At 68.3% G+C, this 19,089-nt stretch carries 13 protein-coding genes; 7 read left to right on the plus strand and 6 right to left on the minus strand.

All coding sequences use genetic code 11. The features are described from left to right. Positions 1 to 14: 14 nt before the first annotated feature. Positions 15 to 590, plus strand: coding sequence for an LppP/LprE family lipoprotein (locus KXD96_RS22535; protein ID WP_260739997.1), 576 nt, complete (start codon positions 15 to 17; stop codon positions 588 to 590). Positions 591 to 634: 44 nt separating this feature from the next. After that, a complete protein-coding gene (locus KXD96_RS22540; RefSeq protein WP_260739999.1) occupies positions 635 to 4,057 on the plus strand; it encodes a TM0106 family RecB-like putative nuclease in 3,423 nt (1,140 codons plus the stop codon). On the opposite strand, the gene KXD96_RS22545 is transcribed toward KXD96_RS22540, so the two are convergent. Further along, complete coding sequence (locus tag KXD96_RS22545; RefSeq protein ID WP_260740001.1) at positions 4,054 to 5,988, minus strand: MFS transporter; 1,935 nt, start codon at positions 5,986 to 5,988, stop codon at positions 4,054 to 4,056. The genes KXD96_RS22540 and KXD96_RS22545 overlap by 4 nt on opposite strands. 223 nt (positions 5,989 to 6,211) lie before the next feature. Here KXD96_RS22545 and KXD96_RS22550 point away from each other — a divergent pair, with 223 nt between their 5' ends. The 4 genes from KXD96_RS22550 (at position 6,212) to KXD96_RS22565 (ending at position 12,759) form a co-directional block, all read left to right on the plus strand. Continuing rightward, complete coding sequence (locus KXD96_RS22550) at positions 6,212 to 6,991, plus strand: hypothetical protein (RefSeq protein WP_260740003.1); 780 nt, start codon at positions 6,212 to 6,214, stop codon at positions 6,989 to 6,991. A 193-nt stretch (positions 6,992 to 7,184) separates the two neighbouring features. Then, positions 7,185 to 10,907, plus strand: coding sequence for a multifunctional oxoglutarate decarboxylase/oxoglutarate dehydrogenase thiamine pyrophosphate-binding subunit/dihydrolipoyllysine-residue succinyltransferase subunit (locus KXD96_RS22555; RefSeq protein ID WP_260740006.1), 3,723 nt, complete (start codon positions 7,185 to 7,187; stop codon positions 10,905 to 10,907). 87 nt (positions 10,908 to 10,994) lie between these two features. Continuing rightward, the gene (locus KXD96_RS22560) at positions 10,995 to 11,822 is read left to right on the plus strand and encodes an SDR family oxidoreductase (RefSeq protein ID WP_260740009.1); all 828 of its coding nucleotides are present in this window, start codon (positions 10,995 to 10,997) and stop codon (positions 11,820 to 11,822) included. Between the two features lie 85 nt (positions 11,823 to 11,907). Next, on the plus strand, positions 11,908 to 12,759 hold the full coding sequence (locus tag KXD96_RS22565; protein WP_260740010.1) for an SDR family oxidoreductase: 852 nt from the start codon (positions 11,908 to 11,910) through the stop codon (positions 12,757 to 12,759). Positions 12,760 to 12,778: 19 nt separating this feature from the next. On the opposite strand, the gene KXD96_RS22570 is transcribed toward KXD96_RS22565, so the two are convergent. The 3 genes from KXD96_RS22570 to KXD96_RS22580 all read right to left on the minus strand — a co-directional run bounded on the left by KXD96_RS22570 (position 12,779) and on the right by KXD96_RS22580 (position 15,907). After that, positions 12,779 to 13,648 (minus strand): glycine betaine ABC transporter substrate-binding protein, encoded by an 870-nt coding sequence (locus KXD96_RS22570; protein WP_396877246.1) that lies wholly within the window; start codon positions 13,646 to 13,648, stop codon positions 12,779 to 12,781. Beyond that, positions 13,645 to 14,844 (minus strand): NADP-dependent malic enzyme, encoded by a 1,200-nt coding sequence (locus KXD96_RS22575; RefSeq protein WP_260740012.1) that lies wholly within the window; start codon positions 14,842 to 14,844, stop codon positions 13,645 to 13,647. Before KXD96_RS22575 ends, KXD96_RS22570 begins: the two co-directional genes overlap by 4 nt. Positions 14,845 to 14,917: 73 nt before the next feature. Next, complete coding sequence (locus KXD96_RS22580; protein ID WP_260740013.1) at positions 14,918 to 15,907, minus strand: malate dehydrogenase; 990 nt, start codon at positions 15,905 to 15,907, stop codon at positions 14,918 to 14,920. 195 nt (positions 15,908 to 16,102) lie between these two features. Here KXD96_RS22580 and corA point away from each other — a divergent pair, with 195 nt between their 5' ends. After that, on the plus strand, positions 16,103 to 17,206 hold the full coding sequence (gene corA, locus KXD96_RS22585) for a magnesium/cobalt transporter CorA (RefSeq protein ID WP_260740016.1): 1,104 nt from the start codon (positions 16,103 to 16,105) through the stop codon (positions 17,204 to 17,206). A gap of 113 nt (positions 17,207 to 17,319) precedes the next feature. Here corA and KXD96_RS22590 read toward each other — a convergent pair whose 3' ends face one another. Continuing rightward, positions 17,320 to 17,913: a suppressor of fused domain protein gene (locus tag KXD96_RS22590; protein WP_260740018.1), complete on the minus strand. Its 594-nt coding sequence runs from the start codon at positions 17,911 to 17,913 to the stop codon at positions 17,320 to 17,322. Then, complete coding sequence (locus KXD96_RS22595; protein WP_260740020.1) at positions 17,910 to 19,088, minus strand: ABC transporter ATP-binding protein; 1,179 nt, start codon at positions 19,086 to 19,088, stop codon at positions 17,910 to 17,912. Before KXD96_RS22595 ends, KXD96_RS22590 begins: the two co-directional genes overlap by 4 nt. Position 19,089 lies beyond the last annotated feature (1 nt).

Consider the following 19,089-nt stretch of genomic DNA (forward strand, 5'->3'; position numbering starts at 1 on the left):
GCGATGACGGTACGGTGCCCGATGTGTGGTCGCTACCCCGCCGTACCGAGCCACTTAGCGGCTCGGCCGCTGTCGCATTGATCGCCATGACGTTGACCGGCTGCGGTTCGGGAGACTCCACGGTCGCGAAGACGCCGCAGGCGACGACGACCGACACCCCGTCCATCACCGCCCCGGCCCAGCCCTCCGGCGCCGCCGCGCCGGCCGACCCGTGCGCGGTCAACCTCGCCTCGCCCACCATCGCGAAGGTGGTCTCGGAGCTGCCGCGCGATCCGCGCAGCCAGCAAGGCTGGAGCCCGGAGCCGCTGGCCGGCAACTACAACCAGTGCGCCCAGCTGTCGGCGGTGATCATCAAGGCCAACACCAACGCCGTCAACCCGACCACCCGGGCGGTGCTGTTCCACCTCGGGCAGTTCATCCCGCAGGGGGTGCCCGACACCTACGGGTTCAACGGCATCGACGCGGAGCAGACCACCGGCGACACGGTCGCGCTGACCTACCCCAGCGGCATCAACGGGTTGAACACCGACGTGCGGTTCCACTGGAACGGCAACGGCGTGGAGTTGATCGGTAACGCCCCCGGCCGCTAGGCAGACGCGCCTTTTCGTCGGTCCCCTCACCTACAGTTGCTGCTGTGTTCGTCACCGGCGACAGCATCGTGTACAGCGCGTCGGATCTCGCCGCCGCCGCGCGATGTGAGTACGCACTGCTCCGGGATTTCGACGCGAAACTCGGCTGGGGACCCGCCGCCGCGGCCGAGGACGACCTTCTCGCGCGCACCGCCGCCCTCGGGAACGAACACGAGCGACGCGAACTGGACCGGCTGCGCGCCGAGTTCGGCGACGGCGTCGCGGTCATCGGCCGCCCGGCCTACACCCTCGCCGGCCTCGCGGCGGCCGCCGAGGCGACCCGGCGCGCCATCGCCGGCGGTGCGCCCGCGGTGTATCAGGCCGCCATGTTCGACGGCCGCTTCGTCGGCTTCGCCGACTTCCTGGTGCGGGACGGCGAGCGGTACCGGGTCATCGACACCAAGCTGGCCCGTTCGGCCAACGTCACGGCGCTGCTGCAGCTGGCCGCCTACGCCGACACGCTGGCCGCCTCGGGTGTACCGGTGGCGCCCGAGGCCGAACTGCACCTGGGCGACGGGACGGCGGTGCGCTATCGCGTCAAAGACCTGGTCCCGGTTTACCGCTCCCAGCGCGCGCGGCTGCAGCGAATCCTCGATGAGCACCATGTCGGGGGCACCGCGGTCCGCTGGGACGACGAAGGCGTGGGCGCCTGTCTGGATTGCCCGCTGTGCACCGAGCAGTTGCATGCCACCGATGACCTGCTGCTGGTCGCCGGCATGCGAGTCGGCCAGCGGGACAAGCTGATCGACGCCGGAATCACCACGGTGTCCGAGCTCGCCGGGCATACCGGTCCCGTGCCTGACCTGGCGCCGGCCGCGCTCGGCAAACTGACCGCCCAGGCGAAACTTCAAGTGCACCAACGCGAAACCGGAACGCCGCGGTTCGAGATCGTCGACCCGCAGCCGCTGACGCTGCTACCCGAACCGGACCCGGGCGACTTGTTCTTCGATTTCGAGGGCGACCCGCTGTGGACCGTCGACGGAAAGGACTGGGGCCTGGAATACCTGTTCGGCGTCCTGGAAGCCGGGCCCACCGGCACGTTTCGCCCGTTGTGGGCGCACAACCGGGTGGACGAACGCAAGGCACTGGCCGATTTCCTGGCGATGGTGGCCAAGCGCCGTAAGCGCCGGCCCAACATGCACATCTACCACTACGCGCCTTACGAGAAGACCGCGCTGCTGCGGCTCGCCGGCCGCTACGGGGTGGGCGAGGACCAGGTCGACGAGCTATTGCGCAGCGGAACGCTGGTCGACCTTTACCCTTTGGTGCGCAAGAGCATTCGGGTCGGTGCCGAGTCGTTCAGCCTCAAGGCGCTGGAACCGCTGTACATGGGAGCGCAGCTGCGGTCCGGTGACGTCACCACGGCCACCGGGTCGATCACCTCCTACGCCCGGTACTGCGAACTGCGGGCCGACGGCCGCTGCGACGAGGCCGCCTCGGTGCTCAAGGAGATCGAGGACTACAACCGCTATGACTGCCGCTCCACCCAGGAACTGCGCAACTGGTTGATGTTGCGCGCGTACGAATCCGGCGTCGTGCCGGTTGGCGCCCAGCCCGTCCCGGACGGCAACACCGTCGAGGACCATGACCAGCTGGCGGTGACCTTGGCGGTATTCGCCGGCGACGCCGCCGTCGGTGAGCGCACGCCCGAACAGACGGCGGTCGCGCTGCTGGCCGCCGCGCGCGGCTACCACCGGCGCGAGGATAAACCGTTCTGGTGGGCGCACTTTGACCGGCTGAACTTCCCCGTCGAGGAGTGGGCTGACAACACCGACGTCTTCATCGCCGAGGACGCGTCGGTGGCCGTGGACTGGAACACGCCGCCCCGCGCACGCAAGCCACAGCGACGCGTGCAACTGCGCGGCGAGCTGGCACGCGGGGAGCTGATGACCGACGTCTTCGCCCTCTACGACCCGCCCGCCCCGCCGGGAATGTCGAGCGATCCCGACCGGCGGGCGGCCGGACGCGCCACCGTCATAGCCGCCGACGATCCCACGCTGCCCACCGAAGTGACCATCGTGGAACGAGTCGGCAACGACGGCAAGCCATTTCACCAACTCCCGTTCGCCCTCACCCCAGGCCCGCCGATTCCGACGACCGCCCTGCGAGAGTCGATCGAGGCCACGGCCGCCGCCGTGGCGGCCGGCTTGCCCCAACTGCCCCGCAGCGCCGTCGTCGACATCCTGCTGCGCCGCGCGCCGCGCACGCGGAGCCGCTCCGCGCTGCCGCGCGGCGACGGCACCGCGGGCATCGCAGCCGACATCACCGCCGCGATCCTCGATCTGGACTCGTCGTACCTGGCGGTGCACGGTCCGCCCGGTACCGGCAAGACGCACACGGCCGCGCGCGTGGTCCAGCGCCTGGCCACCGACCATGGCTGGCGCATCGGCGTTGTCGCGCAATCGCATGCCACCGTGGAGAACGTGCTGGACTGTGTTATCGACGCCGGGCTGGACCCGGCCCGGGTCGCAAAGAAACGCAACGACCACCGCGCCCCGCGCTGGCAGGAAATCGACAGCAGCGCTTACGCCGCGTTCATCGCCGACACCGCGGGCTGCGTGGTGGGCGGCACGGCATGGGATTTCGCCAACGCCAATCGGGTACCGCCGGGCGCCCTCGACCTGCTGGTGATCGACGAGGCGGGCCAATTCTGTTTGGCCAACACCATCGCGGTGGCACCGGCCGCCGCCAACCTGTTGTTGCTCGGCGACCCCCAGCAGCTGCCGCAGGTCAGCCAGGGAACCCATCCCGACCCGGTTGACACGTCCGCGCTCGACTGGCTGGTGGACGGCCGGCGCACCCTGCCCGACGAACGCGGCTATTTCCTGGACCGCTCCTACCGCATGCATCCGGCGGTCTGCGCCGCGGTCTCCGCGTTGTCCTATGAGGGCAGGCTGTATTCCCACGAGTGCACCGCCGCGCGACGCCTCGCCGGTCACCGGCCCGGCGTGCGGACGCTTACCGTTGCGCACCACGGTAACTCGACGGAAAGCCCGGAGGAGGCCGACGCGATCGCCGCCGAAGTCGACCAACTGCTCGGCGCGCCCTGGACCGACGAGCACGGCACCCGGGCCCTGGCCGCCTCCGACGTGTTGGTGCTGGCGCCCTACAACGCCCAGGTGGCGCTGCTGCGCCAGCGGTTGAGGGCTGCCGGGCTCGACGCGATCCGGGTCGGCACTGTCGACAAGTTCCAGGGCGGGCAGGCGCCGGTGGTGTTCATCTCGATGACCGCCTCCACCGCGGACATGGTGCCGCGTGGAATCTCGTTCCTGCTCAACAGGAACCGGCTCAACGTCGCCATCAGCCGGGCCCAATATGCGGCGGTCATCGTGCGCTCGGCGTCGCTGACCGAGTACCTGCCCACGACGCCCGCGGGCCTGATCGACCTGGGTGCGTTTCTGGCGCTGACCGAGCCGGCGAGCACCTAGCCGCGGGACGAGTGGCGGCCGAAACCGGTCGGGTCGTCGTCGGGATCACGGCGGTGACGCCGACCTCGCGCCGAGCCGTTCTGCTGCCATTCCGGCGGCGCAACCCGATCGCGCGGGGCAGACCCATAGGTGCGTGCCGAAAGCTCAGTGACCGGACGGAAACGTCCGTGTGCATCAGCGTGAGAGCCGTTGTGTTCCGAGCCAATTGGTCCGACGTGTGGAAGCGGGTCGTCTCGCACGCTCTGCCGCGCGCCGCCTGGCGACGGGGGCGGTCGGACGACCCGATCGGCCGGCGCGGGGACGGCCTCGGGTTCACGAAGAAGGATGAATTCGACGTACTCGTCGTCGTCATAGTCGTCGTCCAGCGCCTCGGCCCCCTCGGGCGGGCCACCCGCCATGGCCGACGGCGCGAACCCGAGCAAGAACAGCGCGGCAACGATCCCGAACAGCGCGATGAACGCGGGCAACAGCACCGACTGCGACATGGCGGCCGCGAACGGATCACGCAGGAACTCGGGCAATTGCAACGAGGCGACCCCCTCGCCGGCGGCGCCACCGGACGGCTGCGGCGGCATCTCGGCGCCGATCCGTGCCGTCATGAACGCGGCCATGCCGGCGCTGCCGATCACGGCGCCGAGCTGGCGGACGGAGTTGTACGCGGCGGAGCCGGCGCCCGCCAGGTGCGGCGGCAGGTTGCGCGTCGCGGTGGCCGTCAGCGGCGACCACACGAACGCCATCCCGACCCCGGCCGCGAAGAACGGCAGAACCAGCCGCCAGATCGGCGTCGCCGGCGACATCTCGACGGTGAGCCAGGTCAGCGCGATCGCCAGCACCGAGAAGCCGAAGCCGAGGACCGGCCGCGGGTGGTATCTGTCAACCATCCTGCCGACGAACGGTGCGAACACGCCGTTGGCGATCGCCATCGGCGCGATCAGCAGGGCCGAGCGCGTCGGGGAGAGCCCGCACACGGCCTGCGCGTAGAACGTCAGCGGCAGCATCATCGCCGTGGAGACGAACGAGACGATGGCGACCCCGGCGTTGCACAGGCCGAAGTCGCGGTCACCGAAGATCGCCAGCGGAATCAGCGGCTCGTCGGTGTTCATCGACTGCCAGAACACGAATATCGTCATGAACCCGACCCCGGCGACGATCATCGCCCAGATCCAGGGTTCCCAGTGCGCGGCCTGGCCCTGCTGCAACCCGAACACGATCAGGAACATGCCCGCGCCGGACAGCGCGACTCCCGCCGCATCGAATCGGTGCGAATGGGTGGGTAGCACGGGGACCAGCCAGTACGCCAGGGCGAGCCCGACTGCGCCGATGGGGACGTTGACGAAGAAAATCCACTGCCATCCCAGCCCGTCGACCAGCACGCCGCCGGCGAGTGGGCCCACCAGGCTGGCGACACCGGCGGTGGCTCCCCACAGGCTCACCGCGACGCCGCGCCGCTCGGGCGGGAAGATCCGGGTGATCGTCGACAAGGTCTGGGGCGTGAGGACTCCGGCGCCCACACCCTGGACGACGCGGGCGGCGATCAGCATGGCGGCGCTGCCCGACAGCCCGCACCACACCGAGGCGACGGTGAACACCACCAGACCGATCAGGTAGAGGTTCTTGGGGCCGAACCGGTCACCCAACCGCCCGGCCACCAGCAACACGACCGCATAACCCAGCAGATAGGCGCTGGTCACCCAGACCACGGTGTCGTAGCCGATGTGCAACTTGGACATGATCGTCGGGTTGGCGATGGCGACGATGGTCGAGTCGACCATGATCATGAAGAAGCCGATCATCATCGCCCAGAGCGCGTTCCAGGGGTTGCGCGATTGCGGCGAGCTCTGGGTGAGGCAGTTCCAGCGCGTGGTGAGCTGGGCTGGGTTCGGCGCCGCGCGCCGGGTCCCCCCGGACGACGGAGGGGTCGCCGCGGTCATCCACCCCACCTCGCTTCAGCTCCCGACGATGCCTGCCTGCACGGGGCGTGGTCGACCGGCCCGGACCGTCATGGACATCCAGCCTGCATTATTGCCGCTGAGCCTATTGAGCGCAGCCACGGACCCGATCCGGGGTACACCAGGCTCGAAGCTTTCGTGTTCGGTCGGGTGTTCCGCGGCGCGCACGTTAGCCTGGTAGGACGCCATTTGCAGGAGAGGCAAGATGCGGGCCCGACGGAAGCGGTCTTCGAACCGGTTTTTCAGCATGTCCCATGCGGATCAGGCGCCGACGCCCACCAACGGCCGGCCCAAGGCTTCCGCGCGGGCATTGGCCCAGGTCATCGAGCGAAGCTCGCGGATCCAGGGCCCGGCGGCCGAGGCTTATGTGTCCCGGCTGCGCAACGCGCACCCGAGCAGCAGCCCGGCCGACATCCTCGCCAAGCTGCAGAACCGTTATGTGGGCATGGTGACGGCCAGCGGCATGGCGGTGGGCGCGGCGGCGACCGTCCCCGGGGTCGGCACGCTGAGCGCGCTGTCTGCCGCCGCGGCGGAAACGGTGACGTTCCTGGAGGCCACCGCGTTCTTCGTGCTGGCCGTCGCGGTGGTGTACGACATTCCCGCCGACCACCGGGAACGGCGCCGCGCTCTGGTGCTGTCGGTGCTGGTCGGCGACAACAGCAAGGAGACGGTCGCCCAACTGTTCGGCCCGGCCCGCACCAACGGCGGCTGGGTTTCCGAGACCGTGGCAGCCGTGCCGCTGTCGTCGATGTCGCGGCTGAACGCGCAGTTGCTCAAGTCCTGGGTCAAGCGGTACACGCTGCGGCGCGGCGCCCTCATGTTCGGCAAGCTGCTGCCGGTGGGCATCGGCATCGTCGTCGGGGCCGTCGGCAACTACCTCGCCGGGCGCAAGATCGTCCGCAACGCCGACCGGGCGTTCGGCACCCCACCGGTGCGCTGGCCACGCGCCCTGCACCTGGTGCCGCCGCTGCACGAAGCCGGCTAACGAACGACCATCCCCTCCTACCCCCGTCTCCCTGGCGAATTGCTGGCGAAAGGTTAGCCTTTATAGGGCGGAGACGTTGAGCATCGTCGCTGGTGTGACGTGCTCCACAATCCCGGGGCCGACAAACGTGCGGGCGCCGCGCAACAACTGCTTGAGCGCTTGCAGGACAGAGGAATTGAGGCGAACAGCGGTCGTGAGCAACATAAGTTCACCATTCGGGCAAAACGAATGGTTGGTCGAGGAGATGTACCGCAAGTTCCGCGATGACCCCTCGTCGGTCGATCCGAGCTGGCACGAGTTCCTCGTTGACTACAACCCCGAGCCGAGCGGCGAATCGGCCTCGAGCGCCCCGCCCACCGGTGACGGCCAGGCCGCGAGCGCCCCGCAAGCAAAGCCCGCGCCGGCCCCGCCGCCGTCGGCTCAGACCGCTGCGCCCGCCAAGCCCGCGGGCAGCGCCGGCAACGGCGCCCCCGCCGCAGCACCGGCGAAGGCCAAAGCCCCGACTCCCCCGCCGGCCGAGGGCGACGAACTGCAGACGCTGCGCGGCGCCGCGGCCGCCGTCGTCAAGAACATGTCCGCCTCGCTGGACGTGCCCACCGCCACCAGCGTCCGCGCCGTTCCGGCCAAGCTGCTCATCGACAACCGGATCGTCATCAACAACCAGCTCAAGCGCACCCGCGGCGGCAAGATCTCCTTCACCCACCTGCTGGGCTACGCGCTGGTGCAAGCGATCAAGCAGTTCCCGAACATGAACCGGCACTACGCCGAGGTCGACGGCAAACCCACCGCGGTCACCCCCGCGCACACCAACCTCGGCCTCGCCATCGACCTGCAGGGCAAAGACGGGAAGCGCTCCCTGGTGGTGGCCGGCATCAAGCGCTGCGAAACCATGCGGTTCGCGCAGTTCGTCACCGCCTACGAGGACATCGTGCGGCGCGCGCGTGACGGCAAGCTGACCGCCGAAGACTTTGCGGGCGTGACGATTTCGCTGACCAACCCCGGCACCATCGGCACCGTGCACTCGGTGCCCCGCCTGATGGCCGGCCAGGGCGCCATCATCGGCGTGGGCGCCATGGAGTATCCCGCGGAGTTCCAGGGTGCCAGCGAGGAACGCATCGCCGAACTGGGGATCGGCAAGCTGATCACCCTGACCTCCACGTACGACCACCGGATCATCCAGGGCGCGGAATCCGGCGACTTCCTGCGCGCCATCCACGAGAGGCTGCTGTCGGACGCGTTCTGGGACGAGATCTTCCGCGAACTGGGCAACCCGTACGTGCCGGTGCGGTGGAGCACCGACAACCCGGACTCGATCGTCGACAAGAACGCCCGGGTGATGGAGTTGATCGCGGCGTACCGCAACCGCGGCCACCTGATGGCCGACATCGACCCGCTGCGGTTGGACGGCAGCCGGTTCCGCAGCCACCCCGACCTCGAAATCCTCAACCACGGCCTGACGCTGTGGGATCTCGATCGGGTGTTCAAGGTCAACGGCTTCGCCGGTAGCGAGTACAAGAAGCTGCGCGACGTGCTGGGCCTGTTGCGCGACGCCTATTGCCGCCACATCGGCGTGGAATACACCCACATCCTCGAGCCCACGCAGCAAGAGTGGCTGCAGCAACGCGTCGAGACCAAGCACGTCAAACCGACGGTGGCCGAGCAGAAGTTCATCCTGAGCAAACTGAATGCCGCCGAGGCATTCGAGACGTTCTTGCAGACCAAGTACGTTGGGCAGAAACGTTTTTCGCTGGAGGGCGCGGAAAGCGTGATCCCGATGATGGACGCGGCGATCGACCAGTGCGCCGAGCACGGCCTCGACGAAGTGGTCATCGCGATGCCGCACCGCGGCCGGCTCAACGTGCTGGCCAACATCGTCGGCAAGCCGTACTCGCAGATCTTTTCCGAGTTCGAGGGCAACCTCAACCCGTCGCAGGCCCACGGCTCCGGTGACGTCAAGTACCACCTCGGCGCCACCGGCGTCTACCTACAGATGTTCGGCGACAACGACATTCAAGTCTCGCTGACCGCCAACCCGTCCCACCTCGAAGCCGTGGACCCGGTGCTGGAGGGCCTGGTCCGGGCCAAGCAGGACCTGCTGAACCGTGGCGCCCAGGACGACGGCGACGAGAAGGCCTTCTCGGTGGTGCCGATGATGGTGCACGGCGACGCCGCCTTCGCGGGCCAGGGGGTGGTCGCCGAGACGCTGAACATGGCCAACCTGCCCGGCTACCGGGTCGGCGGCACGATCCACATCATCGTCAACAACCAGATCGGCTTCACCACGGCGCCGGAGTATTCGCGGTCCAGCGAGTACTGCACCGACGTGGCCAAGATGATCGGGGCGCCGATCTTCCACGTCAACGGCGACGACCCGGAGGCGTGCGTGTGGGTGGCGCAACTGGCCGTGGACTTCCGGCAGAAGTTCAAGAAGGACGTCGTCATCGACATGCTGTGCTATCGCAAGCGCGGCCACAACGAGGGTGACGACCCGTCGATGACCAACCCCGCGATGTACGACGTCGTCGACATCAAGCGTGGGGTCCGCAAGAGCTACACCGAAGCCCTGATCGGCCGCGGCGACATCTCGCTGAAGGAGGCGGAAGACGCGCTGCGCGACTACCAGGGCCAGCTGGAGCGGGTGTTCAACGAGGTCCGGGAGCTGGAAAAACACGGCGTGCAGCCCAGCGCATCGGTCGAGGCAGACCAGATGCTTCCCGCGGGCCTGTCCACCGGGGTGGACAAGGCGCTGCTGTCCCGGATCGGTGACGCGTTCCTCGCCCTGCCGGAGGGCTTCAGCCCGCACCCGCGGGTGCAGCCGGTGCTGGAGAAGCGCCGGGAGATGGCCTACGAAGGCAAGATCGACTGGGCCTTCGGCGAGCTGCTGGCGCTGGGCTCGCTGGTGGCCGAGGGCAAGCTGGTGCGGCTCTCGGGCCAGGACACCCGGCGCGGCACCTTCTCCCAGCGGCATTCGGTGCTCATCGACCGCCACACCGGCGAAGAGTTCACGCCGCTGCAACTGCTGGCGACCAACCCCGACGGCACCCCCACCGGCGGCAAGTTCCTGGTCTACGACTCCCCGCTGTCGGAGTACGCCGCCGTCGGCTTCGAGTACGGCTACACCGTCGGCAACCCGGACGCCCTGGTGCTGTGGGAGGCGCAGTTCGGCGACTTCGTCAATGGCGCGCAGTCGATCATCGACGAGTTCATCAGCTCCGGCGAGGCCAAGTGGGGCCAGCTGTCGAACGTGGTGCTGCTGCTGCCGCACGGCCACGAGGGCCAGGGCCCCGACCACACCTCGGGCCGCATCGAACGCTTCCTGCAGCTGTGGGCGGAGGGTTCGATGACGATCGCCATGCCCTCGACGCCGTCCAACTACTTCCACCTGCTGCGTCGGCACGCCCTCGACGGCGTTCGGCGCCCGCTGATCGTCTTCACGCCGAAGTCGATGCTGCGCAACAAGGCGGCCGTCAGCGACGTCAGGGACTTCACCGAGATCAAGTTCCGCTCGGTGCTCGAAGAGCCGACCTACGAGGACGGCGTCGGCGACCGCGGCAAGGTCACCAGGATCCTGCTGACCAGCGGAAAGCTCTACTACGAGCTGGTGGCGCGCAAGGCCAAGGACAAGCGGGACGACGTCGCGATCGTGCGCATCGAGCAGCTCGCTCCGCTGCCCAAGCGCCGGCTCAGGGAGACGCTGGACCGCTACCCCGGCGCCAAGGAATTCTTCTGGGTGCAGGAGGAGCCGGCCAACCAGGGGGCGTGGCCGCGGTTCGGGCTGGAGCTGCCCGAGCTGCTGCCCGACAAGCTGACCGGGCTCAAGCGCATCTCGCGCCGGGCCATGTCGGCCCCGTCGTCGGGCTCGTCGAAGGTGCATGCGGTCGAGCAGCAGGAGATCCTCGACACAGCCTTCCGCTGAGCGAGCAGTTCTCGACCACCCACCGGTACGGGGAACCACCGGTCACGGCTAGCCTCGACGCAAACGGGCTGACAAGGAAGGTTGCTCATGCAAGGGTTCGCCGGCAAAGTCGCCGTGGTGACGGGCGCGGGTTCGGGTATCGGGCAAGCGCTGGCCGTCGAGCTGGCTCGCTCGGGTGCCAAGGTCGCGATCAGCGACGTCAACCTCGAGGGTTTGGCGGAGACCGAGGCGCAGTTGAAGGCGATCGGAGCCGACTTCAAATCGGACCGGCTCGACGTGACCGAGCGCGAGGCGTTCCTGGCCTACGCCGACGCGGTCCGCGAGCACTTCGGCAAGGTGAACCAGATCTACAACAACGCCGGCATCGCGTTCTCCGGCGACGTCGAAGTCACCCAGTTCAAGGACATCGAGCGGGTGATGGACGTCGACTTCTGGGGCGTCGTCAACGGCACCAAGGCGTTCCTTCCGCACCTGATCGCCTCGGGCGACGGCCACGTCATCAACGTCTCCAGCGTGTTCGGGCTCTTCTCGGTGCCCGGGCAGGCGGCCTACAACTCGGCGAAGTTCGCGGTCCGGGGATTCACTGAGGCGCTGCGACAGGAAATGGTGGCCGCCGGCCACCCGGTGGCGGTGACCACGGTGCACCCAGGCGGCATCAAAACCGCCATCGCCCGCAACGCCACCGTCGCCGAGGGGCTGGACCAGGCCGAGCTGGCCAGCCTGTTCGACAAACGGCTCGCCAAGACCAGCCCCCGGCGGGCCGCCCAGATAATCCTGGAGGGCGTGCGCAAGAAGAAGGCCCGGGTGCTGGTCGGGACGGACGCCAAGATTCTGGACGCCTTGGTGCGGCTGACCGGCCCCGGATATCAGCAGCTGTTCGGGCCCGTCATGGGCCGCCTGATGCCCAAGCAGTGATCCCGCCGTGGCAATGACGGCCGGTACCGGATAACCTGACGCAGCACGGGGCCACGGCGCAGGGGCGCCACTAGGGAGTTACGGCATGCAAGGGTTCGCCGGAAAAGTCGCCGTGGTGACGGGCGCGGGCTCAGGGATCGGCCAGGCATTGGCCCTGGAACTCGGCCGCGCCGGTGCGAAGCTCGCGATCAGCGACGCCGACATCGAAGGGCTGGCGCGGACCGAGGAGCAGCTGAAGGCCATCGGCGCACCGGTCAAAGCCGACCGGCTCGACGTGACCGAGCGCGAAGCGTTCCTGGCCTACGCCGACGCCGTCCACGAGCACTTCGGCAAGGTCAACCAGATCTACAACAACGCCGGGATCACGTTCGTCGGATCCATCAACGACAGCCGGTTCAAGGACATCGAGCAGGTGATGGACGTCGACTATTGGGGCGTCGTGAACGGCACCAAGGCTTTCCTCCCCTATTTGATCGCCTCGGGCGACGGCCACGTCGTCAACATCTCGAGCGCGCTCGGCCTGTTCGCGGCGCCGGGGCAGGCGGCGTACGTTTCGGCCAAGTTCGCCGTTCGCGGTTTCACCGAAGCGCTGCGACTGGAAATGGTGCGGGCCGGCCGACCGGTGCGGGTGACGACGGTGCACCCGGGCGGCGTCAAGACGGGGTTCGCCCGCAACGCCGTGTTCGCCGACGGGCTCGACCAGGACAGCCTGGCGGAGATGTTCGAGGAACAGCAGGCCAAGACCACGCCGCAACGGGCGGCCCATGTCATCTTGGCGGGTGTGCGCAGGAACAAGGCTCGGGTGCTGGTCGGGCCGGACGTCAAGGCCATGGACCTGGTCGTGCGGCTGACGGGTTCGCAAGCCGATCGGCTACTGGGCGGACCCGTCATGAGTCGGGTGCAGCGCGCCGTGACCCGGTTGTTGCCCAAGCGCTGACCCCGGTCGCTCTGGGGCGTCACCGCCCCAGTGGGTGTTCCGCCAACCATGCGCCGGCCACGGCCTGCGGGTCGGCTCCACCGGCCACTTGGCGGCGCATGTCGACAAGGGCTGCGGTATCCAGCACGCCGGCCACCTCGTTGATCGCCAACAGCTGCCGATCGCTGAGCGCGTTACGGCGATACAGCGGCACCACGTTCTCGGCGCGTATCAGTGCGGGCTTGCCGTCGGCGAGCGTGACCAGGTCGGCCGGTAGGCCGGGGTCCGCGGTCGTCGTCCAACCCGCGGTCAGCTGCCCGGCCCGCACCGCGGCGAACATCGCCGTCTCGTCGGGGAAATCGCGCGGAACGGGAAGCCGACAGGTGCCCACGGCCGACGGGGCCGCGCGCCCGGTGACCGCCCCGACGGCCAAGCCGGTGCAGTGCTTGGGCAACGCGCTCAATTCCGCGCTGACATCACTGCCACCCCACGCCTTGGCGGTGGCCGGCGTCACCAGCAGCACGGGCTTGTCTTCCGCGGCCGTCGTGTAGTCGCCCGCGGCGACGCCTTCGGGAAGCGCGGCCACCATCCCGCGGTAGACGTCGGCGGCGGACGTCGCCACCGCGCCCGGCTGCAGGCTCTGCAGCTTGCGGCCGGTCAAGGCCGGGACGACGGTGAACGCGCCGGAGTCCAGGCGCGCCATCGGATCCTCAGCGGTCTGGGCGCGGGCCGCGAAACCGTACGAGCGCAGCGCGGCCACGTAAACCCCGGCCAACAGCGTCGACTCGGGATCCGTCGCGGAGCCGACCACCAGTTCCGGACGGGCGCCATGGTCGCGGGTGTCGGTCCCGCAGCCGGGCACAGCGAGTATGGCGGCAAGCAGCAAGACCGCCGGCCAGCCGGTTCTCACCCCGCGGTGTCTGCGGGATCTGCGGCCAGGGCCACCGCCGTGGCGACGGCATCTCCGACGCGCACGTCAAGCGGGCTGGGGACGATCCGGTCGAAAGCCAGGTCGTCGCTGACGACGGAGAAGATCGCCTCGGCCGCGGCCACCTTCATCTTCTCGGTGATCCGCCGGGCCCCGGCGTCCAGCGCGCCGCGGAACACTCCGGGGAACGCGAGCACATTGTTGATCTGGTTGGGGAAATCGCTGCGACCGGTGGCCACCACCGCCGCGTACCTGGCGGCGACCTCGGGCTGAATCTCCGGGTCCGGGTTGGACAGCGCGAACACGATCCCGCCGGGTGCCATGGTGGCGACGAGCTCCTCGGGCACCACGCCCCCCGACACCCCGAGGAAGACGTCCGCCCCTTCGAGCGCCTCGACCAGGCCGCCACTGAGGCCGCCCGGATTGGTCCGTCGCGCCAGCTCGACCTTGACGCCGTTCATGTCGTCGCGCCCGGTGTACAGGATGCCGCGCGAATCCAGCACCGTGATGTCCGAAACACCCATCGTCAGAAGCAGATTCGTGCACGCCACACCGGCGGCGCCGGCACCGGAGACCACCATCCGCAGCGACGACATGTCGCGGCCCAGCAGCTTGCTGGCGCCCATCATCGCCGCCAGCACCACGATCGCCGTGCCGTGCTGGTCGTCGTGCATCACCGGGCAGTCCAGCGCCTCGACGACCCGCCGCTCGATCTCGAAGCAGCGCGGCGCGGAGATGTCCTCGAGGTTGACGGCGCCGAACGTCGGCCGCAGCCGCACCAGGGTTTCAACGATCTCATCGGGGTCCTTGGTGTCTACCACGATCGGGATCGCGTTCAGCCCGCCGTACGCCTGGAACAGGGCGCACTTGCCCTCCATCACCGGCAGCGACGCCTCCGGCCCGATGTCGCCCAGGCCGAGCACCGCGCTGCCGTCGCTGACGACGGCGACCAGCCGGTTCGACCAGGTGTAGCGGGCGGCCAGGGTGCGGTCGGCGGCGATCGCGCGGCTGACCTGCGCCACGCCCGGGGTGTAGGCGATCGACAGCGCGCGCTTGGTGTCCAGCGGCGCGCTCAGGGCTACGGAAAGCTTCCCGCCTACGTGCGCGTCGAAGATCTCGTCGTCGGTGATCGCGCCCAGTGCGGCGCGCGTCTGTATCGATTCAATCAACTCGGACACGCGCCCTAGGGTACTGACTACCGGTTAGTAGACCTAATCCTCTAGGGATCACATTCTTGTGACGACCGCCGGGTCAGATCAGACCGAGCCCGGTAACCGCGTTGCGCTCGTCGGCCAGCTCGGCGGTGGACTTGTCGATGCGCCCGCGGGAGAAGTCGTCGATCTCGAGGCCGGTGACGATCTTCCAGTCGCCGTCCTTGGTGGTCACCGGGAACGACGAGATCAGCCCTTCCGGCACGCCGTAGGAGCCGTCGGAGACGACCGCCATGGACACCCAGTCGTCGTCCGGGCTGCCGAGCAGCCAGTCGCGGGCGGCGTCGATGGTCGCCGACGCGGCCGACGCCGCCGAGGAGGCACCCCGCGCGTCGATGATCGCCGCGCCGCGCTTGGCCACGGTCGGGATGAAGTCGTTCTCGATCCAGCTCTGGTCACCGACCACCTCGGCGGCGTTCTTGCCGCCGACCTCGGCGTGGAACACGTCGGGGTACTGGGTGGCGGAATGGTTGCCCCAGATCGTCATCTTCTTGATGTCGGTGACCTTCGCGCCGGTCTTCTTGGCCAGCTGCGAGATGGCCCGGTTGTGGTCCAGGCGGGTCAGCGCCGAGAACCGCTCCTTCGGAATGTCGGGCGCGTTGCTCATCGCGATGAGCGCGTTGGTGTTGGCCGGGTTGCCCGTCACGCCGATGCGGATGTCGTCGGCGGCGACCGAGTTCAGGGCCTTGCCCTGCGCGGTGAAGATCGCGCCGTTCGCCTCCAGCAGGTCGCTGCGCTCCATGCCCGGGCCCCGTGGGCGGGCGCCGACCAACAGGGCGAGGCTGGCACCGTCGAAGATCTTGTTCGGATCCGAGCCGATCTGGACCCCGGCCAGCAGCGGGAACGCGCAGTCGTCCAATTCCATCACGACGCCCTCGAGCGCCTTGAGCGCCGGCTCGATCTCGAGCAGACGCAGCTCGATCGGGTGGTCGGGGCCCAGCAGTGCACCGCTCGCCAAGCGGAACAACAGGCTGTAGCCGATCTGGCCGGCGGCGCCGGTGACGGCAACCTTGAGAGGACTTGCGCTCACGTCGAAACGCTCCTTGTGGAGATAGTCATGAAGATTTCGGGTCTCGGCTCGAAACTAGCGCACCCTTATCGGCCGCCAACCTCCGGTCCAATACCCGGCCCATTGCTGCGCAAACGGATCGTCGCGCCTCGGTCGGCGGGGACGCGTAGCATGGAGCACCGCCTGGTCAGACCTGCGCCGCGATCGGAGGTGGATGTGTTCCAGGGTTTTGACGCATTGCCCGAAGCGCTTCGCCCACTCGCGCACGAACCGCACCCGCCGCAGCCCGAACCCCAACCGCACTCGCCCAACGAGACGTTGGTCGACTGCGCCGTCTACGCCGAAGGCCACCGCCTGCCCGGGAAATTCAGCTACGCCGCGGCCAGGGACAAGGTGCGCCAGATCGGCATGCTCGGACAGGATGCCTTCGTCTGGGTCGGCCTGCACGAACCCGACCAAACCGAAATGCAGGAAGTCGCGGACCTTTTCGGCATGCACCCGCTGGCCGTCGAGGACGCCGTTTGCGCGCACCAGCGACCCAAGCTGGAGCGCTACGACGAAACGGTGTTCCTGGTTCTCAAGACGGTCAGCTACGTCCCACACGAATCGGTGGTGATGGCCCGTCAGATCGTCGAGACCGGCGAGATCATGGTCTTCGTCGGCAAGGACTTCGTGATCACCGTGCGCCACGGCAAGCACGGCGGGCTGTCCGAAGTTCGCAAGCGGATGGACGCCGATCCCGAGCAGTTGCGGCTGGGCCCCTTCGCGGTGATGCACGCCATCGCCGACGACGTGGTGGACCACTACCTCGGGGTGAGCGCCCTGATCGAAGCCGACATCGACGCCATCGAGGAAGTGGCGTTCGCCCCGGGCAGCAAGATCGACGTCGAACCGATCTATCTGCTCAAGCGGGAAGTCGTCGAGCTGCGCAGGTGCGTGAGCCCCCTGTCCGTGGCGTTCCAGCGAATGCAAGTGGAGAACAAGGACATCATCTCCAAAGAAGTGCGGCGCTACCTGCGCGACGTCTCCGACCACCAGTCCCAGGCCGCCGACCAGATTGCCAGTTACGACGACATGCTCAACTCGCTGATCCAGGCGGCGTTGGCCCGGGTCGGGATGCAGCAGAACAACGACATGCGCAAGATGGCGGCCTGGGCCGGTATCTTGGCGTTTCCCACCATGGTCGCCGCGATCTACGGCATGAACTTCCGTTTCATGCCAGAGCTGAATTGGACCTGGGGTTATCCGGGAATAGTGGCGCTGATGGTCCTCGTGTGCCTGGTCTTGTACTTCCAATTCCGACGCAACAACTGGCTCTAACGCCGGCCTTTCGGCGTGCGCCTGGGAATTCGAGTGTGCATCCAGGGCGAGAATTTCGCGATTTTCCCGCCTGGGTACACACTCGACGCCCTAGCCGCACACTCGATGGCGGTTTATTTCGGTTGTGCCGCAGGACGATTCGAGTTCAACACGTCCACACCGTCGTTCTGCCACGCCTGCCGCATCGCCTCGGCGCCCTTGAGCCGCACCCAGGCCGCCTCGGTCGCGGTGATGGGGGTCGCCGCGAGGAATCGCACCGGGTCGTGGGGCGGTTCCAGCGGCAGATCCTCGATGTCGCTGGGGCCCAACAGCACCGCGGTGAACGGCACCCGGCCCGCAGGCCGTGCCCACAGTGGCGAGCCGAGATCGACCAACGCGTCGGCGGTCAGCACCAGACCCTCGACGGCCGGCGTTGCGGCCAGTACCGCCAGGCTGCGGGCGATACCGGTGACGGGCCCCGGATCCCGCAGGCGCAGCACGACTTCGGCGCGGGGGCCTCGCGTCCGGTCGTCGAGGAGCTGCGTCGGGTCGGTCATCGGATAGCGCGAACAGCCCAGCGAGGCGTAATGAACCAGCCCGTCGCTGCCGCGGAAACGCAGCACCTCGATGGGTTCGGTGCCCAGGAACGTCACGCTCGCCGAATCCGGCTCGGCGTCGGCGAAGTGGCGGCGCAGGTGCGCGCGCACCTGGTCCAGGATCGGGGTCACTGCGCCCCAGACGGCGCAACGGTCAGGTTGGCTCCGGAGCCGGCGTCGAAGACGGCAAGCTTGGTGGTATCGAACGCCAACTCGATCGACTGCCCGATAGCCGCTTTGGATTCCGCGGGAACCCTTGCCACGAACTGGTTTTCGTGCGCGTCGGCCTGGGCGGCCAGCTCGTCCAGCTGGGCGGAGTGCGCCGCCCACCCCGCGGTGGAGAAGTACACGAACTTGTCGGCGCCTAGCGACTCGACCAGGTCGACCTTCACCTCGAAGGTGAGCGCCCTGATGCGCTGGTACCCGTCGATCAACGCGGCGTCGTGGAGATGCTCGGGCCGGACTCCGACGATGACGTTCTCCGGCGCCTGATGCTGCGAGATCACCTGTTGGACTTCTGGTTTCAGCATCACCTCCCCGAAAGGCAGCGTCAGCCCGATGGGGGTCAACGTGGCCGGGAAGAAGTTCATCGCCGGTGAGCCGATGAACCCCGCGACGAACAGGTTGGCCGGGTGCTCGTAGAGCTCGTCCGGGGTGCCGATCTGCTGCGCGATGCCGCCGTGCATCACCACCACCCGGTCTCCGAGCGTCATGGCCTCGGTCTGGTCGTGGGTGACGTACACGGTGGTGGTGCCCAGTCGCCTTTGCAGGCGGGCGATCTCGCCACGCATCTGGACGCGTAGCTTGGCGTCCAGGTTGGACAGCGGTTCGTCCATCAGGAAGGCCTTGGGGCGGCGCACGATCGCCCGGCCCATCGCGACCCGCTGTCGTTGCCCGCCCGACAATTGGGATGGCTTACGGTCCAGCAGTTCGGTCAGGTCAAGGGTTTTGGCGGTCTCCTCCACCTTCTGGGCGATGTCCGCCTTCTTCATTTTCGCCAGTGTGAGCGGAAACGCGATGTTCTGTCGCACGGTCATGTGGGGGTACAGCGCGTACGACTGGAAGACCATCGCGATGTCGCGGTCCTTGGGCGCCTTCTCGTTCACACGCTCGCCGCCGATGCGCAGCTCCCCGGACGAGATGTCCTCAAGGCCGGCAATCATGTTCAGCGTCGTCGTCTTGCCGCAGCCCGACGGCCCGACCAGGATCAGGAACTCGCCGTCGGCGATGGTGATGCTGAGGTCTTCCACCGCTGTGGCGCCGTCCGGGTAGCGCTTGCTGACATGGTCCAGCACAATCTCGGCCATC

Source organism: Mycobacterium sp. SMC-2 (genome assembly GCF_025263485.1).
In the GTDB taxonomy this organism is placed as follows: Bacteria; Actinomycetota; Actinomycetes; order Mycobacteriales; family Mycobacteriaceae; genus Mycobacterium.

What these genes read in the sequence shown, in the direction of transcription:
- KXD96_RS22595 (WP_260740020.1), bottom strand. Translation starts at nt 19,088, where the DNA reads ATGGCCGAGATTGTGCTGGACCATGTCAGCAAGCGCTACCCGGACGGC.
- KXD96_RS22550 (WP_260740003.1), top strand. Translation starts at nt 6,212, where the DNA reads ATGCGGGCCCGACGGAAGCGGTCTTCGAACCGGTTTTTCAGCATGTCC.
- KXD96_RS22545 (WP_260740001.1), bottom strand. Translation starts at nt 5,988, where the DNA reads ATGACCGCGGCGACCCCTCCGTCGTCCGGGGGGACCCGGCGCGCGGCG.
- KXD96_RS22560 (WP_260740009.1), top strand. Translation starts at nt 10,995, where the DNA reads ATGCAAGGGTTCGCCGGCAAAGTCGCCGTGGTGACGGGCGCGGGTTCG.
- KXD96_RS22565 (WP_260740010.1), top strand. Translation starts at nt 11,908, where the DNA reads ATGCAAGGGTTCGCCGGAAAAGTCGCCGTGGTGACGGGCGCGGGCTCA.